Raw genomic sequence first — 19,328 nt, forward strand, 5'->3', positions numbered from 1 at the left:
TCGGCCTTTTATCGTTTCCGGTATCGATTGTTTAACAATGAGGCCGGAAATACCGCCACGGCAGCCGTCTACAACCGTGCGTTTTAACGTTCGCTACGCCATCCCCCGCTATACCTGCCCTCAAGACGCCGAATAGCGGCGCGCAACGAGATTCCGGTTTCCCGGATCATACGCGGGCGGGGCAGGACGGACATGGATGCGCGGTCGGACAGGAACGCAATACCGCTTGCGGTCGATCTCGACGGCACGCTGATCGCGACCGACCTGTTGTGGGAAGGCCTGTTCATCCTTCTCAAGAAGAACCCGCTCTATATCTTCCTCGTGCCTTTCTGGGCCGCCGGCGGGCCGGGGCGGCTGAAGCAGGCGATCGCGCAGCGCATCGACATCGACCCGGCATCGCTGCCCTATCGCGAGATGCTGCTTTGCCGCCTCCGTTCAGAACACGCCGAAGGCCGCAAGATCGTGCTGGCGACCGGCACGCCGCGCAAGTTCGCGGACGCCATCGCTGCCCACCTCGGCATCTTCGACCGGGTGCTGGACACCGACTGTCTCGCCAATCTCACCTCGAGCAGGAAGCGCGCGTCGCTGATCGCGGCCTATGGCGATGGCGGCTTCGACTACGCCGGCAACAGCCGCCATGACCTCCAGGTCTTCGATGCCGCACGCAACGCGATTGTCGTCGCGCCCGACCGTCATGCCGCACGCTGGCAGGCAGCGCACGGCGCCGAGACGATGCTGGCGCCAAAGCCGACCTTGCGGACCATCGTAAAGATGCTGCGCGTCCATCAATGGCTGAAGAATTCGCTGATCGCGGTGCCGATGGTGCTCTCGCATGAATATTTCAACATCGATATGATCTGGGAATGCCTGCTGGCGTTCGTCTCGTTCAGCGCGGTGGCATCGGCCATCTATATCCTCAATGATTTCTTCGACCTCGCGCTCGACCGCAAACACCTCGCCAAGCGCAACAGGCCGTTCGCCAGCGGTGCGCTGTCGATCCCGTTCGGCCTTGGCGCGATCGCCGTGCTTCTGGCGATCGGCGTCGGCACCGGGCTGTTTTTATCGCCCGAATTCCTGGCCGTGCTCGGCGGCTACATCGTGGTCACCACGGCCTATTCGCTGTCGTTCAAGCGCATGCTGCTGGTCGACGTGCTGACGCTCGCCGGCCTCTACACGATCCGCGTCCTGGCCGGTGCGGCGGCGACCGGCGTCGATGTCTCGTTCTGGCTGCTCGCCTTCTCGATCTTTTTCTTCCTGTCGTTGGCGCTGGTGAAGCGTTTTGTCGAACTGCGCATCACCGCCATCCCGCATGGCGAGCGCATTGCCGGCCGCGGCTATCGCACCGAAGACCAGGAGATCGTTGCCCAGGCCGGCATGGCCTCGGCCTTCTCTTCGGCCCTGGTGCTGGCGCTCTACATGGACAGCGTCGCGGTGCGGGAGCTTTATCCGCATCCGTGGCTGATCTGGCCGCTGGCGCCGATCGTGCTGTATCTGACCATGCGAGTCTGGATCCTGGCGCGCCGCGACGAGATGCATGACGATCCGGTCGTCTTCATCATTCGCGACTGGCGCAGTCAGATCGTGGTGCTGATCGGCGCGGTGATGCTGGTCATCGGGGGCTGGTAGGCATGGCCACTGAGCGCTTCCCAAGCTTTGGCCTTGCCACATCGCCGGCGACGCGCGTCATCGGTACCGATGAGGCGATCGCGCTGCTGAAGGGTGGGCAGGCCGGGCCGGCGTCGCTGCTTGCCTATGGCAACGGGCGCTCCTATGGCGATTCCTGTCAGAACGAGGCCGGCGCGATCATCGACATGCGGTCGCTGAACAGGATCCGCGCCTTCAACGCCGAGACCGGTGTTCTGGAAGCAGATGCTGGCGTGCTGCTGTCCGACATCATCGCCCACGCCGCCCCTTACGGCTTCTTCCCGGCGGTTGTTCCAGGCACGCAATTCGTCACGCTCGGCGGCGCCATCGCCAATGACGTGCATGGCAAGAACCATCACCGGCGCGGAACATTCGGCTGCCATGTCGAGACACTCACGCTGCTCAAATCCGACGGGAAGACCCGTCGCTGCTCGACAACGGACAATGCGCGGCTGTTTCGGGCGACGATCGGCGGCATGGGGCTGACCGGTCTCATCCTGTCGGCCTCGATCCGGTTGATGCGGGTTCCTTCCCTCGACATCGTCGAAAAGGCGACACCGTTTCGCGATCTCGACGAGTTCTTCGGTTTGGCCGAGGCGGCCGATCAGGCCAATGAGTACGCGGTCGCCTGGATCGACCAGCTTGCCGGCGGCCGCAACAGCGGTCGCGGCCTGCTGTTGTCAGGCAATCATGCCGAGCACGGTTCGCATACCGCCTCACGCGCCGGCGGCAAGCTCTCGGTGCCGGTCCAGCTGCCGTTCAATGTGCTCAACCGGCCATTCCTGACCGCCTTCAGCGCCGCCTACAGGTGGAAGAAAGGGCGCTCGACTGCACCGCGCCAGACTGGCTACCAGGGCTTCTTTTTCCCGCTCGACGGCGTGCGCGACTGGAACCGGCTTTATGGACCTAAAGGGCTTTTCCAGCACCAGAGCGTGGTGCCGGAAGAGACGGCGCGCGAGGCGGTGCCGGCGCTGCTGGCGGCTGCAAGGCAAGCCGGGCAGGGCTCGTTCCTCACCGTGCTGAAACGCTTCGGCTCCATCCGCTCGCCGGCGCTGCTGTCGTTCCCGCGTCCCGGCTACACGCTGACGCTGGATTTCCCCAACAGGGGCGCGGCGACGCTGGCGTTGCTGCGGGAACTCGATCGCATCACGGTCGAGGCGGGTGGCGCGGTCAATCCCTACAAGGACGCCCGCATGGGCGCCGACATCTTCGCGTCGTCCTTTCCCGAATGGCCACGGCTGGAGGCGCTGCGCGATCCCGCCTTCCTATCGAGTTTCTGGGCGCGGACGGCAAGGAAGCTGGACCTGCGGCGGGGTGTCGTCGAAGCCGCGGAATAGATAAATTTCGAGTAATTCATGGTTATCGGACCGTTAAAAATACACGGTTCACTCAAAACATTCTTGCGGCTTCACGAAATGTTTGCGGGTTTGTAATAGGAAGCGCGAAGGGGTGGCTTGGAACACATGAAATACATCGTCTTCATTCTCTTTACGGTCATGACCAATGCTGCCGCACAGCTGATGCTGAAGCAAGGCATGATGTCGCTCGGGCCGATCTCGTTCGAGGGCGTCAATCCGCTCATCAAGCTGTTGCAGATCGTCTTCAGCCCATGGGTGTTCCTGGGCCTCTGTACTTTCGTCATCTCGATGGCCTCGCATCTCTATGTGCTGTCCAAGGTCGAGCTTTCCTTCGCGTATCCATTCCTCAGCCTCGCCTATGTGGCCGTCGCCATCTTCGCCTATTTCGTCTTCCGCGAGGACCTCAATGGCTGGCGCATCGCTGGCATCGCCTGCATCTGCGTCGGCACGGTGCTGATCGCCCAAAGTGGGCGAGGACATGCGGACCAGACGGCTTCCATCACGCCCGACAAGATCCAAGCAAACGAGACTGTTCGATGAGACATGTGATTTTCGGCGGCGACGGTTTCGTCGGCCGCCACCTTGCCCCGAAGCTGGTGGCCGATGGTGAAGAGGTTGTCGTCGCCGACATCGTCAAGAACGACCTGCCGCATTACCGCAATGTCGGCTTTATCCAATGCGACGTCACCGATCCGGCCTCGATCGCGGCTGTCGGGCTCAAGGCCGACGACATGGTCTACAATCTGTCGGCCAAGATGCTGTCGCCGATCCAGGTGCGCGCCAAGCGGCACGACTTCTTCTTCCCGGTGAATTTCCACGGTACCGAGCACATCCTGCAGGCCATGGACAGAGCTGGCGCAGCCAAGCTCGTCCACTATACGACCGATATGATCTACGGCCACACGGTCACCAAGCCGATGACCGAGGAGCATCCGGTCGCGCCGCTTGGCGAGTATGGCTGGTCGAAGCAGAAGACCGAGGAACTGGCCGCCGAATGGCGCAAGCGCGGCATGTCGATCTCGCTGTTTCGCCCGCGCCTGATCATCGGCCCCGGCCGTCTCGGCATTCTCGAAAAACTGTTCAAGCTGATCGACTGGAGTTTACCCGTGCCGATGATCGGCTCGGGCAAAAACCCCTATCAGTTCATTTCTGTTTTCGATTGTGCGGAAGCTGCCCGCGCGGCCTGGAAAGCCGGCGTGCCTGATGAGGCCTATAATCTGGGTTCGCTCAACCCGCCCCCCGTCAAGAAATTGCTCGGCGACCTGATCAGGCATGCCGGCTCGAAATCGATCCTGATCCCGACACCGGGGTGGGCGGTCAAGCGCACGCTCGACCTGCTCGACCTCATGAACATGCCGATCATGGATCCGGAACAATATCTGATCGCCGACGAGGAGTGCGTGCTCGACGTGTCCAAGGCCGGGCGCCAGCTCGGCTGGGTGCCGCAATATCGCGACGAGGACATGCTGATCGCCGCCTACAGCGAGTACCGCGCCAGGAAAGCCGGTCCCACTGTGGCCACCAAACATGTGCCTGCCGAATAGCGGCTCGCAAAACAGCTTTCGTTGCGCCCGATCCTGGTCGTGCGCGCAGACAGGAGATTGAAATGACCGTCATGGCCAAGCCCGAGCAGACCAACGTGCGCACCATGGTCAGCGCGCCGTCGCTGTCGCCCGCCACCATCGCCAAGCCCGATTTGATCAGCGTCGAGCAGGCCAAGGCGATGGATGTCGCCCGTATGACCGACCTGTTCAAGGCGCATCTCAACCCCGGCCAGCTGCATTTCATGAAGCTGCTCGGCTTCCACAAGATCAAGATCGAGCGCGCCGAAGGCATGTTCTACATCGACCAGAACGGCCGCAAGATCCTCGATTTCTTCGGTGGTTTCGGTTCGCTGGCCTTCGGCCACAACCATCCGCGCATCTTGGAAGCACGGAAAAAATTCCAGGAGGAGCAGCGCCAGGAAATCGCCATCGCCTTCATGTCGCAATACGCGGCGGCCCTCGCGCACAACATCGCGAAGTGCTCCCCCGGCGATCTCGACATGGTGTTTTTGGGCTCGTCCGGCTCGGAAGCCATGGAAGCGGCGGTGAAGCTCGCCGAGCGCGCCGCCGGCCCGAAGCGGCCGAAAATCGTCTATGCCGAGAATTCCTTCCACGGCAAGACCAAGGGCGTGCTGGGCATTACCGACGGCCAGCTCTATCGCGCCGACTTCAAGGTGGCGGACAACACGGTCCGCATTCCGTTCGCCGACATCGAAGCCGTCGGGCGCCTGTTCCGTTCCGACCCCGAGGTTGGCGTCATCGTGCTCGAAACCATCCAGGGCGGCGGCGGCATCATCCAGGCGCCGGCCGAATACTGGCGGAAGCTGCGCGCGCTGTGCGACCAGTATGGCGTGCTGTGGGTCGCCGACGAAGTGCAGTGCGGCTACGGCCGCTCGGGCCGCTTCTATGCCTTCGAGCATTACGGCGTCATTCCCGACGTGACCGCGCTGGCCAAGTCGCTCGGCGCCGGCAAGGCAGCGGTCGGCGCGATGATCGCGCGGCGCGAGGTCTACATGAAGGCCTATGGCACGCCGAAGACGGCAATGATCCACGCCATGGCGACCTTCGGCGGCATGGGCGAGGCCTGCGTCACCTCGATCGAAGGGCTCAACGTTCTCTATGACGAGGGGCTGATCGACAACGCCGCCGTCACCGGCGACTATCTGCTGCAGCGCCTGCAGGCGCTCAAGGAAAAATACCCGAAGATCATCAAGGATGTGCGCGGCAAAGGCTTTATGGTCGGCCTTGAGTTCCACGACTTCTCGCAGACCTTGCCGATGGTGCTGCGGCCTATCGTCAGCGTGCTCGACGACAAGCTGAAGGGCTCGCTGTCGGGCTTTGTCGGTGCGCTGCTGCTGCGCGACTATGACGTGCTGGTCGCCTTCACCGAATACAACCGCAACGTCATCCGGCTGGAGCCGCCGCTGATCTGCCGGCCTGAGCATGTCGACCGCTTCGTCGATGCTTTCGACAGCCTGCTGTCGCGCGGCATCGTGTCGATCGTCAAGGACTTCGTCAAAAGCCAAGTCCGCTAAAAGGAAGCTCGCTGAGTACAACGATGCTGACCAAGTCGCCCGCTCCGCAAAACCCACTCGACCGGCTCGCCGGGGCCGGTCTGGCGTGGGGCGAGGGGACCTATGCGCGGCTGGCGGCACCGATTGGCGCGGCGGCCTTCGCGCTCTACATCCTTTTGACGGCGTTCACCGCCTGGGTGATGCCAGACGCCAACTGGGACATGCTGCCTTATCTCGCCATATCAGAGGAAGGCACCTATCCCGATGCGCAGGCGCGGCATGACTACGCCTACAACACGGTCAAATCAGGTGTTTCGGCTGCTGACTACGAGGCGCTGACCGACGATGGCGGCGGCTTCCGCAGCCATATGACGGAGAATGCCGCCGACTTCCATTCGCTGCTTGGCATGTACCGGATCAAATTCCTCTACGCCGAGATCCTGTCGACGCTGAGCGCGGTGATGTCGCCGGTCGAGGCAATGCGCCTGGTATCGGTGTTCTCCGTGCTGCTGTTTGGCGCGATCACGCTGCTTTGGCTGCGCTCCGAGCGGGCTCTGGCCCTGGCGCCTTTGGTCGGCGCGGTGCTGATCATGGCCGATTTCGGCGATGCGGCGCGCGCCTCGACGCCGGACCTGTTGTGCTCGGCGCTGCTGCTGGGCGGGCTTTACGCCTATGTCCGCGGCCGCGAGGTGGCAACGGCGATCCTGCTCTTCCTCGCCTTCATGGTGCGGCCCGACAACGTTGTTTTCCTTGCTATTTTCGCTGTGCTGCTGGTCGTGTTCCGGCAGAAGGCATGGGGCGCGCTGGCCGGCTTTGCGGCTTCTTTCGTCGCCTACTTCGCCATTTCGCACTGGGCCCATCATCCTGGATGGTGGCCGCATCTGTGGTTCTCCAGCATCGAGCAGCAGTACAATATGGACGGGTTCGCGCCGCCATTCTCGGTCACTGCCTATCTCAAGGCGTTCGCCACGTCACTGCTGCGCGCCGTCAGCCTGAACAGCTGGGTCGGGGTGTCGGTGCTGGCACTGGCGGGCTGGTATGCGGCCGGCCGTGCCGGCTTCCGCCTCGATCGCCGCGCCGGCATCCTGTTTGCGGCGCTGGTGCTCGGTGCGCTGGCGAAGTTCACCGTCTTCCCGATTCACGACACCCGCATCTATTTCCCGCATCTGATCCCATCCTTCCTGCTGCTGGCGACACCGTTCATGGCTCTGTGGGCAACATTGGGGCATGGCCAGCATCGCGTCGCCTTGCCAATCATTCCCGGAGACAAGTCATGAGTTGGGTATCCAGCCTGGCGCGAATTGCCCTGTCGCTTGGTCTTCCCAAGGGAGTTCTCGATCGCGGGCCGTCGCTGCGCGGCACAAAGTTCCTGGCCAGGGCGGCGCTGAAGGCGCCGACTGGATTGTCTTCGAACAGCTCGACCTCAAGCGCTAACGCCCCGGCATGATCAAGGTCGAGGTCGGCGCGCTTTCGGCCGCCGAGGTCGGCCAGGTCGTGGTCAAGCTGAAGACCTCAGGCTATCAGGTCGGCTTCCAGGCCGAGGACATCTGGGCGTTCGCCTGAGTTAGCCCCAGCTCGGAAAGCGAACCGTCCAAGGCGCCCGACGTGAACCATTTCACCCTATGGTCGCTCGGCTTTTTGCCAATGTCGCAAACAGGCTTCATTCGCCCTGCCGCTCCGCCCTATAGTCCGCCCGCTTTATCACTTTGGAGTCGCGGACAATGGCAGAGTTTCCGAAAAAGGCGAAGGTCGTCATCGTCGGCCTGGGCGGTATTGTCGGCGCGTCGATCGCCCATCATCTGATCGAACGCGGCTGGGACGATATCGTCGGCATCGACAAATCCGGCATCCCGACCGATATCGGCTCGACGGCGCACGCCTCCGACTTCTGCTACACGACCAGCCACGATTTCCTGTCGTGCTGGACGACGCTCTACTCCATCGATTTCTACGAGAAGATGGGCCACTACGCGCGCATCGGCGGTCTTGAAGTTGCCCGCGTCGGCGACGATGGCCGCATGGAAGAAATCAAGCGCAAGATCGCTTCGGCCAAGGCGTTCGGCACGCGCGCGCGCCTGATCGAACCGGCCGAGATCAAGGAAAAATTTCCCCTCATAGAAGAAGCGATGGTGCAGGGCGGTCTGTGGGATCCCGACGCTGGTCTGGTCATCCCGCGCTCGCAGACCGTCGCCGGCAAGCTGGTCGACCAAGCGGAAGCGTCGGGCAAGTTGAAGTCGTTCGCCAACACGCCCGCCAGGTCGCTCATCGTCAAGGACGGCCGCATATCAGGCGTCGTGACCGATCGCGGCACCATCGAGGCAGACTATGTCGTCGTCTGCGCCGGCATCTGGGGCCGGCTGATCGCCGAAATGGTCGGTGAGGATCTGCCGGTCATGCCGATCGACCATCCGCTGACCTTTTTCGGCCCGTACAACGAGTTTGCCGGCACCGGCAAGGAGATCGGCTGGCCGCTGCTGCGCGACCAGGGCAATTCTGCCTATATGCGCGACACCGGCGACCCCAAGACAGCCGAGGGCGGGCAGATCGAATGGGGCTATTACGAAGAGACCAATCCGCGTCTCTGCCACCCGCGCGATTTGCTGGAGAAGGACCAGGCGCGGCTTTCACCTTCGCAGCGCGATCTCGACATGGAGCAGATCCTGGCGCCGCTCGAGCGCGCGATGGAGTTGACGCCGATCCTCGGCGAACTCGGCTACAATGAAAGCCACTCCTTCAACGGGCTTCTCCAGGTGACGGCCGATGGCGGCCCGTCCATGGGCGAAAGCCAGAAGGTGCGGGGCCTTTGGTATGCCGTCGCCATCTGGGTTAAGGACGGCCCCGGCATGGGCAAGCTGATCGCCGACTGGATGACCGACGGCCGCACCGCGATCGACCATCACGCCATAGACTATGCGCGTTTCTATCCGCACCAGACGAAGGAGCAGTTCATCTGGGATCGCTGCACAGAGACGGCGATGAAGGTCTATAATCCGGCCGTGCATCCGCGCGAACCGTTCTCCAAGGCCCGCAACATCCGGCGCTCGCCGTTCTGGGAGCGCGAGAAGGAACTCGGCGGCTACTTCATGGAACTGGGCGGCTGGGAGCGCGCCCATGGTTATGCCGCCAACGAGCATCTGCTGGAGAAATACGGCAACCGCGTGCCGGTGCGTGAGAACGAGTGGGACAACCGACATTTCTGGCGCGTTTCAAATGCCGAACATCTCGCCATGAGCGAGGATTGCGGCATCGTCAACCTGTCTCACTTTGCCATGTACGACATCGAAGGTCCGGACCATGTCGCGTTGCTGGAATGGCTTTGCGCGGCCAAGATCGGCGGCGACAACAACATCGGCAAGGGCATCTATACCCACTTCCTCGACGAGGAAGGCATGGTGCGCGCCGACTTCACCGTCATCCGCATGGCCGACCGCTGTCGTTTGATCGATGGCGCCGACGCCGGCCCGCGCGACTTCCAGTACATGCGCCGCACCGCGCAGGACAAAGGTTTCGACGTTACCATCACCGATGTGACCGAGAAATACGTCACCATCGGCATCTGGGGACCGAACGCCCGGGCGACCCTGCAGAAAGTTGTCGAGAATCCGGACGGGCTCTCGCATGGGAATTTCCCGTTCGCGGCGATCAAGCCGGTCAGGATCGGCGGCAAGGATGTCACCGCTTTCCGCATCTCCTATGTCGGCGAGCAAGGCTGGGAACTGCACATGCGCTACGAGGATGGCCTGGCCGTCTGGGATGCCCTGCGCTCGACCGGCGTGATGCCGTTCGGTGTCGAGACTTATGCCAACACCCGCCGCATGGAAAAGAGCCTGCGCCTGCAGAACGCCGACCTTTTGACCGAGTACAATCTGCTCGAAGCCGATCTGGCTCGGCCGAAGGTCAAGGAAAACGACTTTTGCGGCAAGGCCAAGCATGTCGAGTACCGCGCCCGCGAGCATCAGCCGGCCATGCTGTGCACGCTTGTGATGACCGAGAACGTCGATTCCAAAGGCGTTGCCCGGTATCCCGTCGGCACGATGCCGGTGATGGATCCGAAGACCGGCGAAACGCTGGTCGACGAACTCGGTCGGCGGTCCTTCACCACCTCGATGGCCTATGGCCCGACCATCGGCAAGAACATCGGTCTCGCCTATTTGCCGTGGGCGTACGCCCAGGAAGGCCGCAAGCTTACCATCGAGTATTTCGGCGAAACCTATCCGGTCGAAGTAGCGGCTGTCGGCTACAAGCCGCTCTACGACCCGGAGAACCTCAAGCCGCGCAGCTGATGCTGCAGGACCGTGAACGAACGCAAAGCCCGGCTATCGGCCGGGCTTTGCTCTTTTTAAACGGGCTGTTTTCGCTTACCCTTGGGGAATGTCTGCTTTTGCCCGCGCAAGACATTTCCTTTCAGGCTGCGCCGCGTTCGCGCTGACGCTCTGGCTGACGCCAATATCCGCCGCGGATGAGCCGGTCGATGTCGAGCTGGTGCTGGCCGTCGATGTTTCGCTGTCGATGTCGCCGGACGAGCTCGAGATCCAGCGTCATGGCTACGCAGCGGCGCTGACGCACGACAATGTGCTGCAGGCCATTGCCGATGGCGCCCATGGCAAGATCGCGGTCACCTATGTCGAATGGGCCGGCACCAACTGGCAGCGCGTCATCGTGCCATGGACTGTGATCGCCAGCCGCGCTGACGCGGAGCGGGTGGTTGCGCAATTATCCGCGCGGCCGCCCAACAGTGCACGGCGCACCTCGATCTCCGGCGCGCTGGAATTCGGCAACGACCTGTTCGCCGAGAGTGGCTACCAGGGGACCAAGCGGGTGATCGACATTTCAGGCGACGGTCCCAACAACCAGGGCGCGCCGGTCAACCTCACCCGCGACGGGCTGGTCAAGCAAGGGATCGTCATCAACGGCCTGCCGCTAATGACCCGAGGCGGCTTCACAGGCGCCTACGATGTCAACAATCTCGATCGCTATTACAGCGACTGCGTAATCGGCGGCCCCGGAGCGTTCATGATCCCGGTCAACGACTGGACGCAGTTTCCCGAAGCCATCCGCCGCAAGCTGGTGCTGGAACTTGCCGGTCCGGCCTCGCAGCAATGGGCGGCGGAAGAAGCCGCGCATCCGCCGGTGGTCCCGGCGCAGGCGGAACCCGCCACCGACTGCCTGGTCGGTGAGAGAATGTGGCGCAACCGCAGCTGGATGTTCGACAGCCGCTAAAGCTCTTTTCAGTTTGAGCATGATCTTTTTCCGACAACCGGTTCCACTTTTCGGGATCATGCTTCAGGCTTGCCACGCCGGCCGAAGCATTGGCAAATTGGCCGGACCGCGCTATCCAGCCGGAGGGACCCGCGGTCGAAACGGAGGAAACATAAGATGAAACGTCTAGCCATCCTAACTGCTGTCGCGTCCCTGCTTTTTGCCGACGGCGCCAGCGCCCAATACAATGACGAGCCCGCCTGCATGATGTTCGAGCACGCGAATTTTCGCGGGCGGTCCATCGGTATGGGGTCCGACGATTCCGTGAACTTTCGCGGCGGCCAGTTCTGGAACGACCGTGTCTCGTCTGTGATCGTTCGCCGCGGCTGCACGCTCGTTGCCTATGAGGATTCCCGGATGGGGGGCCGTTCGATCGAGATCCGGCGCAGAATCCGCGATTTCGGCGGCAGCGACTGGAACGACCGCATCTCCTCGGCGGAGTGCTATTGCGACGGCTACTGAAGGCTATTTGGATTTCGGGCAGCCCGCCCCGTTTCGGGGATGGGCCGCCGATAGAGTTGACTACAGCCGCCGGCTCGGCGGTTGCCTCACCAAGCTGTTCATTGACAAGCCGATTGGCGTCTGTGAGACAGTTTCCTCAGCGAAAACAAAAGGGGAACTGACATGACTAGGATCGCCGTTATCGCCGCAACATTGACGCTTGCCGCCGGTTTGTCCGCACCGGCGATGGCCGCCACCTCGGTTACCATCGGCATCAGCGGCTGGACCGGCTTCGCGCCGCTGACACTTGCCAAGCAGGCAGGCATCTTCGAGAAGCACGGTCTGGATGTGACCTTGAAGAAGGTGCCGCAGGCGAGCCGGCCGCTCGCCATCGCCAGCGGCGACCTGCAATGCGCCGCCACCACGGTCGAGACCTGGCTGGTGTGGAACGCCAGCGGGGTTACTACAAAGCAGATATTCCAGCTCGACAAATCCTATGGCGCCGACGGCATCGTCGCGCGCAACGACATCAAGACCGTCGCCGACCTCAAGGGCAAGACTGTCGCGTCCTCGGCGCCGGGCACGTCACCTTATTTCATGCTCGCCTGGGTGCTGAACAAGGCCGGCATGTCGACCAAGGATGTGACCGTCGTCAATCTGGAGCCGGATGCGGCAGCGCAGGCCTTCCTCGCCGGGCAGAACGATGCGGCGGTGACCTATGAGCCGTTCATTTCGGCGGTGCGCGACAAGTCCGACCAGGGCCACATCCTGGCAACCACGCTCGACTACCCGATGGTGCTGGACACGGTCGGCTGTACGCCCGAATTCCTCAAAGCCAATCCGGATGCCGCCAAGGCGCTGGCCGACAGCTATTTCGACGCGCTCGACCTGATCAAGAGTGATCCGCAGAAATCCTATGAGACCATGGGCGCCGACGTGAAGCAGTCGGCCAAGGAGTTCGAGGATTCGGCGAAATACCTGAAATGGGCCGACAGGGCGGAGAACAAGCAGTTCTTCACCAAGGAATTCCAGGATTTTTCCAAGACCGCCGGCGAGCTTCTGCTGCAGATGGGGCTGATCAAGGAAGCGCCCGACGTCGCCACACTGGCCGACACCAGCGCGTTGTCGAACTGACGGTGCTGCCTTTGACCATCATGCGGCGCCGCCTGGCGCCGTCGCCTTCTCATGGACAAGTGACGAAGATGGGGACGATTTGACGATGCGCCCCTTGCATCCAGTCTCGCCGGGCATCCGAACCGTGCTCGGCATTTCCTTCTTCGTGCTGTTCGTCGCCTTCTGGGCGTGGATCACGCTCGGCGGCCACGTCAACCGCATCTTCCTCGCGGATCCGCTGTCGATGCTGAAGGATGGCTGGCGGCTGCTGGTCGAGGACCGTTTCTGGCTCGACATACTGATCACCATCTGGCGGGTTTTCGGCGGCTTCCTGCTGGCGTCGGTCGTCGCGGTGCCGATCGGCATTGCGATGGGCGCCTGGAAGCCGGTGGAGGCGTTTTTGGAGCCGTTCGTCTCCTTCGCCCGCTACCTGCCGGCCTCGGCCTTCATTCCGCTGCTCATCCTGTGGGCCGGCATCGGCGAGCTGGAAAAACTGCTCGTCATCTTCGTCGGCTCGGTGTTCCAGATCGTCCTGATCGTCGCGGTCAAGGTAGGCAGCACAAGACGTGACCTGGTCGAGGCGGCCTATACGCTTGGCTCAACCAACAACGGCATCGTCAAACGGGTGATCATGCCGGCCAATGCGCCCGAGATCGCCGAGACTTTGCGGCTGGTGCTCGGTTGGGCCTGGACCTACGTCATCGTCGCCGAGCTTATCGGCTCGTCCTCCGGAATCGGCTACATGATCATCAACAGCCAGTCGCGGCTGGCGACAGGGCAGATCATCTTCGGCATCATCGTCATCGGGCTGATCGGGCTGTTGTCCGACTTCGCCTTCAAGGCATTCAACCGCTGGCTCTTTCCGTGGAGCCTGGCGTGAGCAAGCTTCTCATCGAGGGCGTCTCGCGCACTTTTGCCGGCGTGAGCGGCGGAGAGCCGGTCAAGGCGTTGATGCCGATCGACCTTGCGGTCGCCGCCAACGACTTCATCACCATCCTCGGGCCATCCGGATGCGGGAAGTCGACATTGCTGCGGATCGTCGCCGGCCTCGAAGCGCCAAGCGAAGGCCGCGTGCTGCTCGACGGCAAGGCGGTGACCCGGCCTGGGCCGGATCGCGGCATGGTTTTCCAATCCTATACGCTGTTTCCCTGGCTGACGGTTGCCGAAAACATCGCCTTCGGCCTGCGCGAACGCGGCATGCTGGAGAAGGAGCGGGATGGGATCGTCGCCTCCTATGTCGACCTTGTCGGGCTGAAGGGGTTCGAGAACCATTGGCCGAAGCAGCTCTCCGGCGGCATGCAGCAGCGCACGGCGATCGCGCGGGCGCTGGCCAACGATCCCGAGATACTCTTGCTGGATGAGCCGTTCGGCGCGCTCGACAACCAGACCCGCGGTCTGATGCAGGAACTGCTGCTCGGCATCTGGGAACGCCGCAAGAAGACGGTGCTGTTCGTCACCCATGACATCGAGGAGGCGATCTTCATGGCCTCGCGCGTAATCGTGATGACGGCGCGGCCCGGCCGCATCAAGTCGGATGTCGCCATCGACCTGCCGCACCCGCGCCACTACACGCTGAAGACCAGCCCGGAATTCTCGGCGCTGAAGGCGCGGCTGACCGAGGATATTCGGGTCGAGGCGATGCGCACGGCGCAGGTGTAGTTCGCCTGGCTCACGCTGGATCGCGATCGGAAAAGATGCTCGGCTCGCTCAACAGGCGTTTCAGGCGTGAAAGGTCACGCGTCGAGGCATCCAGAGCCGCCATAAACGCAGCCCATTTCTTCGCGTCGAGGTGAAAGCTGCGCCGGTCGGCCAGTTTTTCGGATCGGGTCGTTCTCTTACTCACGTGACACCTGATCAGGCCGCCAGCAACTGCTTGCGGTCGACGCGTTCCTGCTGCGGCGAGCGGGCGTAGAGTTCGCGGTAGCATTTCGAGAAATGCGAGGCCGAGACGAAGCCGCAGGCGACCGCCACCTCGACCACCGGCATCGACGACTGGATCAGCAGATGCCGGGCGCGGTCGAGCCGGATTTCGAGATAATAGCGGGCAGGGGAGCGGCCCATCTCGGTGCGGAACAGCCGCTCGATCTGACGGCGCGACAGGTCGACATGGTCGGCGATCTCGATCAGCGACAGCGGCTCTGACAGATTGCCTTCCATCAGTTCGATGATGGTCAGCACTTTCGAGTTCTGGACGCCGAGGCGCGCGCGCAGCGGCAGGCGCTGGCGGTCGGTCGGACTGCGCACGCGGTCGGTCAGCACCTGCTCGCAGACGCGATTGACGAGGTTCTCGTCAAAGTCGTCGCCGATCAGCTTCAGCATCATGTCGAGCGCGGCGGTGCCGCCGGCGCAGGTATAGATGTTCTGGTCGATCTCGAAGAGGTCGGCAAAGACATTGGCCTTCGGGAACGCCTCGGAAAAGCCCGGCAGGTTCTCCCAGTGGATGGCACAGCGCTTGTTGGACAAAAGGCCGGCGGCGGCGAGGATGTGCGCGCCGGTGCACAGGCCGCCGACGGCGACCCCGCGATTGTATTCCTCGCGTAACCAGGCGAAGGCCGACTTGTTATGATAGCGCTCGACATCGATGCCGCTGCAGACGATGGCCATGTTCGGCCGGTCGGGGCCTGCCATCTTCTTGCGCTCATCCTCCAGCGAGGTGTTGACCGCGCATTCGACCCCGTTCGAGGCGCGCACCGGCTTGCCGTCGATGCTGGCGAGACGCCAGCGATAGGCCTCGTAGCCGAGCATGCGGTTGGCCGAGCGCAGGGGATCGAGCGCGGTCGCAAAAGCGATCATGGTGAAATCGGGAACAAGGAAGAATACAAACGATCGCTTGATCGGATGCTTTACGGCGTTCAAGGGAGCCTCACTCAGCCATGGCGCGAACAGGATGTCGCGAATAGCATAGCGACATCAGGAAAAACCATGTCTGTCAATCGGCTACACCGCCCGGACAAGATTAAATTTGCGACATGGGTCGCAAATGGGCAATCGGCGTGCAGCGAGCCCCGGAAGTGGCATCCCGCTGGTCAAAGGACAGGCAGCGTGCGGCCGGCGGCAGAACAAAAACGCCGCTCTGGCTGGAGCCAGGCGGCGTTACAGTTTTAAAGCAGCGGCAGGGATGCGCTGCCTTGAAATCTTCAGGCGACGAAACCGAGGCGCGCCGCGTTCATGGCGCCGGTCTGGCCGGGCATGGTGTTGGCAAGGCGCTGGCGCTCGAGAGCGGTGGTCAGGTTCATTTCGCGGCGGGCGAAGAGGCGTGCAAAAAGCTTCATGATCATCTCCATTTGTTGCTCAGACGGGTCGCCTTCGCTTGATGGAGTGGGGCAGCTCGTTTGCTGGCGCTGATATAGGCTTGTGTAAGCAAAAACTAAATCGCAAATGCGAAGCGCTTGATATGAAATGCGACACCGATTGCGATAAATTTGGGCAAGATGCCCGAAATTTACCATTGTTTACAATGAACTAATTAGAAACAGAAGCTGCTATGCGGCTTTCTCATATGCGTCATGCGCGAGCGACATGACTCCGAAACTCATTTGAATACAAATAAAATAGAGAAGGCCTGCCGGGCGGGTTGCGCGGCAGGCCTTCAGCACATGGTACACACGATCTACTTTGCTCCAGCCCATGATCCGACGCCATTGCGAGTACCGGTCTTGGTGTCGGAAGCTTCAGGCCAGCCGATATCCTTCTGCAGTTCGATCGGCAGGGAGCGGATGGCGCGTTCGGTCTGGTAGCGGGCACGGGCCGCGCTGAATTCGGTCGCGATGCGACCAAGAGACGACAGGATAGACATTTCACTCTCCTTTGGCGGCTGGCGGGTGCCAGACAGCGAGTTGGTTACGTCGGGTCTGTTTCAACTTCATTTCGTGCCGAATGCAGGTCTGTGTCGTGGTGGTCATGGCCGCTCATGGCAGCTACCTGCTTCGATGGAGTTGACTATCTTCTCAATCTGATGTTCAATCAAACGAAATGGAATGATGTTTTGCATCAGAAAAATTGAAGGTCGGTTCCCATGAACGCCCCGCTCAATCATCCACTGCCATTGCTCGATCTCGACGTTTTGCGCACTTTCGTGGCGATTGCCGAGACCGGCAGCTTCACCACTGCCGCCAATGCGGTCTTCCGCACGCCGTCGGCCGTTTCCATGCAGATCAAGAAGCTGGAGGATATCCTTGGCCGCTCGGTGTTCGCGCGCGATGCCCGCTCGGTGTCGCTGACCAGGGACGGTGAAATGCTGCTCGGCTATGCCCGCCGGCTGCTGTCGATCAACCGCGAGGTGGTGTCGAAGTTCATCATTCCCGAGATTGTCGGTGTGGTGCGGCTCGGTTCGCCGGACGACTACGGCGAGCGTGTGCTGCCGCATGTGCTGAAGCGCTTCGCGCAGTCGCATCCGTCGATCGCCGTCGACGTCACCATCGACCAGAGCAGCAATCTGCGCCGGCGCATGGACGACCGCGCGCTCGACATCACGCTGCTCACCAATTCCTACAAGACCAGCGCGCTCGGCGCCGAAGTGCTGCTCACAGAGCCGATCGTCTGGGCCGGCGCCAAGGGCGGCTGCGCGCATCTGCGTGAGCCCTTGCCGGTATCGCTGTGGGAAGAGGGCTGCGCCTGGCGCGCCGGAGCGCTTGACGCGCTTGGCCGCGAGGGCCGCAACTACCGCATCGCCTATATGAGCGCGCACACGGCCGGCCAGCGCGCCGCGATCATGTCCGATCTCGCAGTGGCGCCACTGCCGAAGTCGTTCCTCGGCAACGACATGGTCGAACTCTGCCCGAAGGACGGCATGCCCGACATCGGCACCTACAATCTGGCGATGGTGGTGGCACCGGATGCCAGCGCGCCGGTGAAGGCCGTTGCCGACCACATCCGCGCGACCTTCGAAGTGTTCCGGGAAACCGGCAAGTTCTGATCCGCCAGCAGCGCCGGGTCCAAGGAGAAAAGCGCTATTGCGCCGCCTCGGCGGAGGGCGCCTCGAACCTTGTTTCCGTATCTTGCCTGACCGGCAAGCGGCTCTCGCTGAGAAACGCGACGATGTGTTGGCGGGCGCGGCGTGCTTCCGGCATATCGATCAACGGCCAGACGTGGAACATGCCTTCCTCATAGACGACATCGACTTCGATGCCGGCGGCACGCGCTTTCTCGGCGAAGATAAGATTGTCGGGACTGAGCAGGTCGTGCGAGCCGGTCAGGAGCAGCGTTTTCGGCAGCACCGACAGATCGCCATAGACCGGGCTGATATGCCAGTCGCTGCGGTCGATGCCGGCGCTGTACATCCGGATCGCTTCCAAGCCGCCGGGAATGCCGAGCCACGGGTCGTTGCGTTCGGCCTCGAACAGCTTTGGATTGGAGAGCGACATATCGAGGCCCGGTGAAATCAGCACATGCCGCGACGGCGGCGGCAAGCCCTTTTCGGCAGCCATCATGGTCAGCACCACGGCCATATTGCCGCCGGCGGAATCGCCCATGAAGACGATGTCTTCGGCCTCCGTCTCGTCGAGCATCTGACGGTAGACGTCGCCGACCATGCCGAACATGGCATGGAAGTCATGTTCGGGGGCGATGGGATAGATCGGTACCGTGATGCCGTAGCCCAGCCGATCGGCCATGTCGGCAATCAGATGCCAATGATAGGGCGTGATTTCAAAGACATAGGCGCCGCCGTGCAGATACAAAATCCGCTTCTGCGCGCCGGCCCTGGGGGCGATTTCATAGACGGGGAAGCCATCGACCGTATGCATCCCGATGTCGAGACGCTGATGCAATGAGGCAGGCGGCTGGTGGTTCTCGGTCTTGCGCGCGGCAACGATCCAGCGCTGCAGGTTCTCCGGGCTGGCAAACGCCTGCTTGCGGCTGTGCCTGAGGACAAACGACACCACGTGGCTTTTCAAACTTGGCATACACGGATACACGAACTTCGGCTAAAGCCGACTAAGAGAACCCCGCTATCTCCGAAGATCGTGCCGTGGCGGAAAATGTCAAGATTTGCGCTGTGTCTACACGGTGGTGTGATCCGCGCCGCAGTGGTCAGCGGCGCGGCAGAAGTGCGGCACGCAGCCGGTTGCCGGTGGTCGCCGGGGACATGCGATATCCCCGGCGCATGCCAAGCAATTTGCATTTGTCGGCGAAGGTCATCAGCGCGGCGTACCCAGAAGCAGCGAGGTAAGCCCGGCTTGCGGATCGTTCGGTGGCGATGCCGGCCAACCAATGTCCTTCTGGACATGCGCCGGCAGGCTGTTCAGCGCTCGGATCGCCTTGTTCCTGGCGTGGGTCTGCCTGATGGTCACACCGAAGCGACCGAGATTTCCGAACATCGACATTTTCATCTCCCTTGAAGAACGGCAGCGGCCGAGGATTATCTTCGGCCGCCGTTCGATGCCCGGGTAAATGCACCTGCCATGTATCGGATGGATTTCGCGAAAACAGTGTTTCGGTTTCCGGATCTGGCGATC

Annotated in this window: 20 protein-coding genes; 14 read left to right on the plus strand and 6 right to left on the minus strand. The window is 62.2% G+C overall.

From position 1 onward, the window contains the following. The first annotated feature begins 192 nt into the window (after positions 1-192). From NKG99_RS11520 to NKG99_RS11580, 13 genes are all read left to right on the plus strand, one after another. Entirely contained in the window at positions 193-1,626 is a 1,434-nt protein-coding gene (locus NKG99_RS11520) for a UbiA family prenyltransferase (RefSeq protein ID WP_352867442.1), read from the plus strand. A gap of 2 nt (positions 1,627-1,628) precedes the next feature. Then, the gene (locus tag NKG99_RS11525; protein ID WP_352867445.1) at positions 1,629-2,981 is read left to right on the plus strand and encodes an FAD-binding oxidoreductase; all 1,353 of its coding nucleotides are present in this window, start codon (positions 1,629-1,631) and stop codon (positions 2,979-2,981) included. Between the two features lie 126 nt (positions 2,982-3,107). After that, positions 3,108-3,542, plus strand: a complete 435-nt coding sequence (locus NKG99_RS11530; RefSeq protein ID WP_352867448.1) for an EamA family transporter — start codon at positions 3,108-3,110, stop codon at positions 3,540-3,542. Further along, a complete protein-coding gene (locus NKG99_RS11535; RefSeq protein WP_352867451.1) occupies positions 3,539-4,546 on the plus strand; it encodes an NAD-dependent epimerase/dehydratase family protein in 1,008 nt (335 codons plus the stop codon). The genes NKG99_RS11530 and NKG99_RS11535 overlap by 4 nt, the downstream gene beginning before the upstream one ends. Positions 4,547-4,650: 104 nt before the next feature. Continuing rightward, a complete protein-coding gene (locus NKG99_RS11540) occupies positions 4,651-6,081 on the plus strand; it encodes an aspartate aminotransferase family protein (protein ID WP_352867675.1) in 1,431 nt (476 codons plus the stop codon). Between the two features lie 23 nt (positions 6,082-6,104). After that, positions 6,105-7,337 carry a hypothetical protein gene (locus tag NKG99_RS11545; RefSeq protein WP_352867454.1) on the plus strand — a complete coding sequence of 411 codons (1,233 nt, stop codon included), beginning with the start codon at positions 6,105-6,107 and terminating at the stop codon, positions 7,335-7,337. After that, positions 7,334-7,507, plus strand: coding sequence for a hypothetical protein (locus tag NKG99_RS11550; RefSeq protein ID WP_352867457.1), 174 nt, complete (start codon positions 7,334-7,336; stop codon positions 7,505-7,507). Before NKG99_RS11545 ends, NKG99_RS11550 begins: the two co-directional genes overlap by 4 nt. A 274-nt stretch (positions 7,508-7,781) precedes the next feature. Further along, positions 7,782-10,343 (plus strand): GcvT family protein, encoded by a 2,562-nt coding sequence (locus NKG99_RS11555; RefSeq protein ID WP_352867459.1) that lies wholly within the window; start codon positions 7,782-7,784, stop codon positions 10,341-10,343. Between the two features lie 88 nt (positions 10,344-10,431). Beyond that, positions 10,432-11,280, plus strand: coding sequence for a DUF1194 domain-containing protein (locus NKG99_RS11560; protein WP_352867461.1), 849 nt, complete (start codon positions 10,432-10,434; stop codon positions 11,278-11,280). Positions 11,281-11,436: 156 nt separating this feature from the next. Beyond that, positions 11,437-11,781, plus strand: coding sequence for a peptidase inhibitor family I36 protein (locus NKG99_RS11565; protein ID WP_352867463.1), 345 nt, complete (start codon positions 11,437-11,439; stop codon positions 11,779-11,781). A gap of 162 nt (positions 11,782-11,943) precedes the next feature. Beyond that, positions 11,944-12,894 carry an ABC transporter substrate-binding protein gene (locus tag NKG99_RS11570; protein ID WP_352867466.1) on the plus strand — a complete coding sequence of 317 codons (951 nt, stop codon included), beginning with the start codon at positions 11,944-11,946 and terminating at the stop codon, positions 12,892-12,894. Between the two features lie 85 nt (positions 12,895-12,979). Next, a complete protein-coding gene (locus tag NKG99_RS11575; RefSeq protein WP_352867469.1) occupies positions 12,980-13,753 on the plus strand; it encodes an ABC transporter permease in 774 nt (257 codons plus the stop codon). Continuing rightward, positions 13,750-14,532, plus strand: a complete 783-nt coding sequence (locus tag NKG99_RS11580) for an ABC transporter ATP-binding protein (RefSeq protein WP_352867471.1) — start codon at positions 13,750-13,752, stop codon at positions 14,530-14,532. The genes NKG99_RS11575 and NKG99_RS11580 overlap by 4 nt, the downstream gene beginning before the upstream one ends. A 10-nt stretch (positions 14,533-14,542) precedes the next feature. Here the strand turns inward: NKG99_RS11580 and NKG99_RS11585 are convergent, their stop codons facing one another. The 4 genes from NKG99_RS11585 to NKG99_RS11600 all read right to left on the minus strand — a co-directional run bounded on the left by NKG99_RS11585 (position 14,543) and on the right by NKG99_RS11600 (position 16,669). After that, complete coding sequence (locus tag NKG99_RS11585; protein ID WP_352867473.1) at positions 14,543-14,800, minus strand: type II toxin -antitoxin system TacA 1-like antitoxin; 258 nt, start codon at positions 14,798-14,800, stop codon at positions 14,543-14,545. Then, positions 14,728-15,666, minus strand: coding sequence for a GlxA family transcriptional regulator (locus tag NKG99_RS11590; protein ID WP_352867678.1), 939 nt, complete (start codon positions 15,664-15,666; stop codon positions 14,728-14,730). Before NKG99_RS11590 ends, NKG99_RS11585 begins: the two co-directional genes overlap by 73 nt. Positions 15,667-16,010: 344 nt before the next feature. Then, positions 16,011-16,145 (minus strand): hypothetical protein, encoded by a 135-nt coding sequence (locus NKG99_RS11595; protein ID WP_013531161.1) that lies wholly within the window; start codon positions 16,143-16,145, stop codon positions 16,011-16,013. 338 nt (positions 16,146-16,483) lie between these two features. Then, a complete protein-coding gene (locus tag NKG99_RS11600) occupies positions 16,484-16,669 on the minus strand; it encodes a hypothetical protein (protein ID WP_032930657.1) in 186 nt (61 codons plus the stop codon). Between the two features lie 219 nt (positions 16,670-16,888). On the opposite strand from NKG99_RS11600, the gene NKG99_RS11605 reads away from it, so the two are divergent. Then, on the plus strand, positions 16,889-17,788 hold the full coding sequence (locus tag NKG99_RS11605) for a LysR substrate-binding domain-containing protein (RefSeq protein WP_352867476.1): 900 nt from the start codon (positions 16,889-16,891) through the stop codon (positions 17,786-17,788). 34 nt (positions 17,789-17,822) lie between these two features. Here NKG99_RS11605 and NKG99_RS11610 read toward each other — a convergent pair whose 3' ends face one another. Continuing rightward, a complete protein-coding gene (locus NKG99_RS11610; RefSeq protein WP_352867478.1) occupies positions 17,823-18,776 on the minus strand; it encodes an alpha/beta hydrolase in 954 nt (317 codons plus the stop codon). 234 nt (positions 18,777-19,010) lie between these two features. Continuing rightward, entirely contained in the window at positions 19,011-19,196 is a 186-nt protein-coding gene (locus NKG99_RS11615; RefSeq protein ID WP_352867481.1) for a hypothetical protein, read from the minus strand. Positions 19,197-19,328 lie beyond the last annotated feature (132 nt).

It is taken from the genome of Mesorhizobium sp. M1409, assembly GCF_040317535.1.
In the GTDB taxonomy this organism is placed as follows: Bacteria; Pseudomonadota; Alphaproteobacteria; order Rhizobiales; family Rhizobiaceae; genus Mesorhizobium.

What these genes read in the sequence shown, in the direction of transcription:
- NKG99_RS11520 (WP_352867442.1), top strand. Translation starts at nt 193, where the DNA reads ATGGATGCGCGGTCGGACAGGAACGCAATACCGCTTGCGGTCGATCTC.
- NKG99_RS11525 (WP_352867445.1), top strand. Translation starts at nt 1,629, where the DNA reads ATGGCCACTGAGCGCTTCCCAAGCTTTGGCCTTGCCACATCGCCGGCG.
- NKG99_RS11530 (WP_352867448.1), top strand. Translation starts at nt 3,108, where the DNA reads ATGAAATACATCGTCTTCATTCTCTTTACGGTCATGACCAATGCTGCC.
- NKG99_RS11535 (WP_352867451.1), top strand. Translation starts at nt 3,539, where the DNA reads ATGAGACATGTGATTTTCGGCGGCGACGGTTTCGTCGGCCGCCACCTT.
- NKG99_RS11540 (WP_352867675.1), top strand. Translation starts at nt 4,651, where the DNA reads ATGGTCAGCGCGCCGTCGCTGTCGCCCGCCACCATCGCCAAGCCCGAT.
- NKG99_RS11545 (WP_352867454.1), top strand. Translation starts at nt 6,105, where the DNA reads ATGCTGACCAAGTCGCCCGCTCCGCAAAACCCACTCGACCGGCTCGCC.
- NKG99_RS11550 (WP_352867457.1), top strand. Translation starts at nt 7,334, where the DNA reads ATGAGTTGGGTATCCAGCCTGGCGCGAATTGCCCTGTCGCTTGGTCTT.
- NKG99_RS11555 (WP_352867459.1), top strand. Translation starts at nt 7,782, where the DNA reads ATGGCAGAGTTTCCGAAAAAGGCGAAGGTCGTCATCGTCGGCCTGGGC.
- NKG99_RS11560 (WP_352867461.1), top strand. Translation starts at nt 10,432, where the DNA reads ATGTCTGCTTTTGCCCGCGCAAGACATTTCCTTTCAGGCTGCGCCGCG.
- NKG99_RS11565 (WP_352867463.1), top strand. Translation starts at nt 11,437, where the DNA reads ATGAAACGTCTAGCCATCCTAACTGCTGTCGCGTCCCTGCTTTTTGCC.
- NKG99_RS11570 (WP_352867466.1), top strand. Translation starts at nt 11,944, where the DNA reads ATGACTAGGATCGCCGTTATCGCCGCAACATTGACGCTTGCCGCCGGT.
- NKG99_RS11575 (WP_352867469.1), top strand. Translation starts at nt 12,980, where the DNA reads ATGCGCCCCTTGCATCCAGTCTCGCCGGGCATCCGAACCGTGCTCGGC.
- NKG99_RS11585 (WP_352867473.1), bottom strand. Translation starts at nt 14,800, where the DNA reads ATGCTACCGCGAACTCTACGCCCGCTCGCCGCAGCAGGAACGCGTCGA.
- NKG99_RS11590 (WP_352867678.1), bottom strand. Translation starts at nt 15,666, where the DNA reads ATGATCGCTTTTGCGACCGCGCTCGATCCCCTGCGCTCGGCCAACCGC.
- NKG99_RS11595 (WP_013531161.1), bottom strand. Translation starts at nt 16,145, where the DNA reads ATGAAGCTTTTTGCACGCCTCTTCGCCCGCCGCGAAATGAACCTGACC.
- NKG99_RS11600 (WP_032930657.1), bottom strand. Translation starts at nt 16,669, where the DNA reads ATGTCTATCCTGTCGTCTCTTGGTCGCATCGCGACCGAATTCAGCGCG.
- NKG99_RS11605 (WP_352867476.1), top strand. Translation starts at nt 16,889, where the DNA reads ATGAACGCCCCGCTCAATCATCCACTGCCATTGCTCGATCTCGACGTT.
- NKG99_RS11610 (WP_352867478.1), bottom strand. Translation starts at nt 18,776, where the DNA reads ATGCCAAGTTTGAAAAGCCACGTGGTGTCGTTTGTCCTCAGGCACAGC.
- NKG99_RS11615 (WP_352867481.1), bottom strand. Translation starts at nt 19,196, where the DNA reads ATGTCGATGTTCGGAAATCTCGGTCGCTTCGGTGTGACCATCAGGCAG.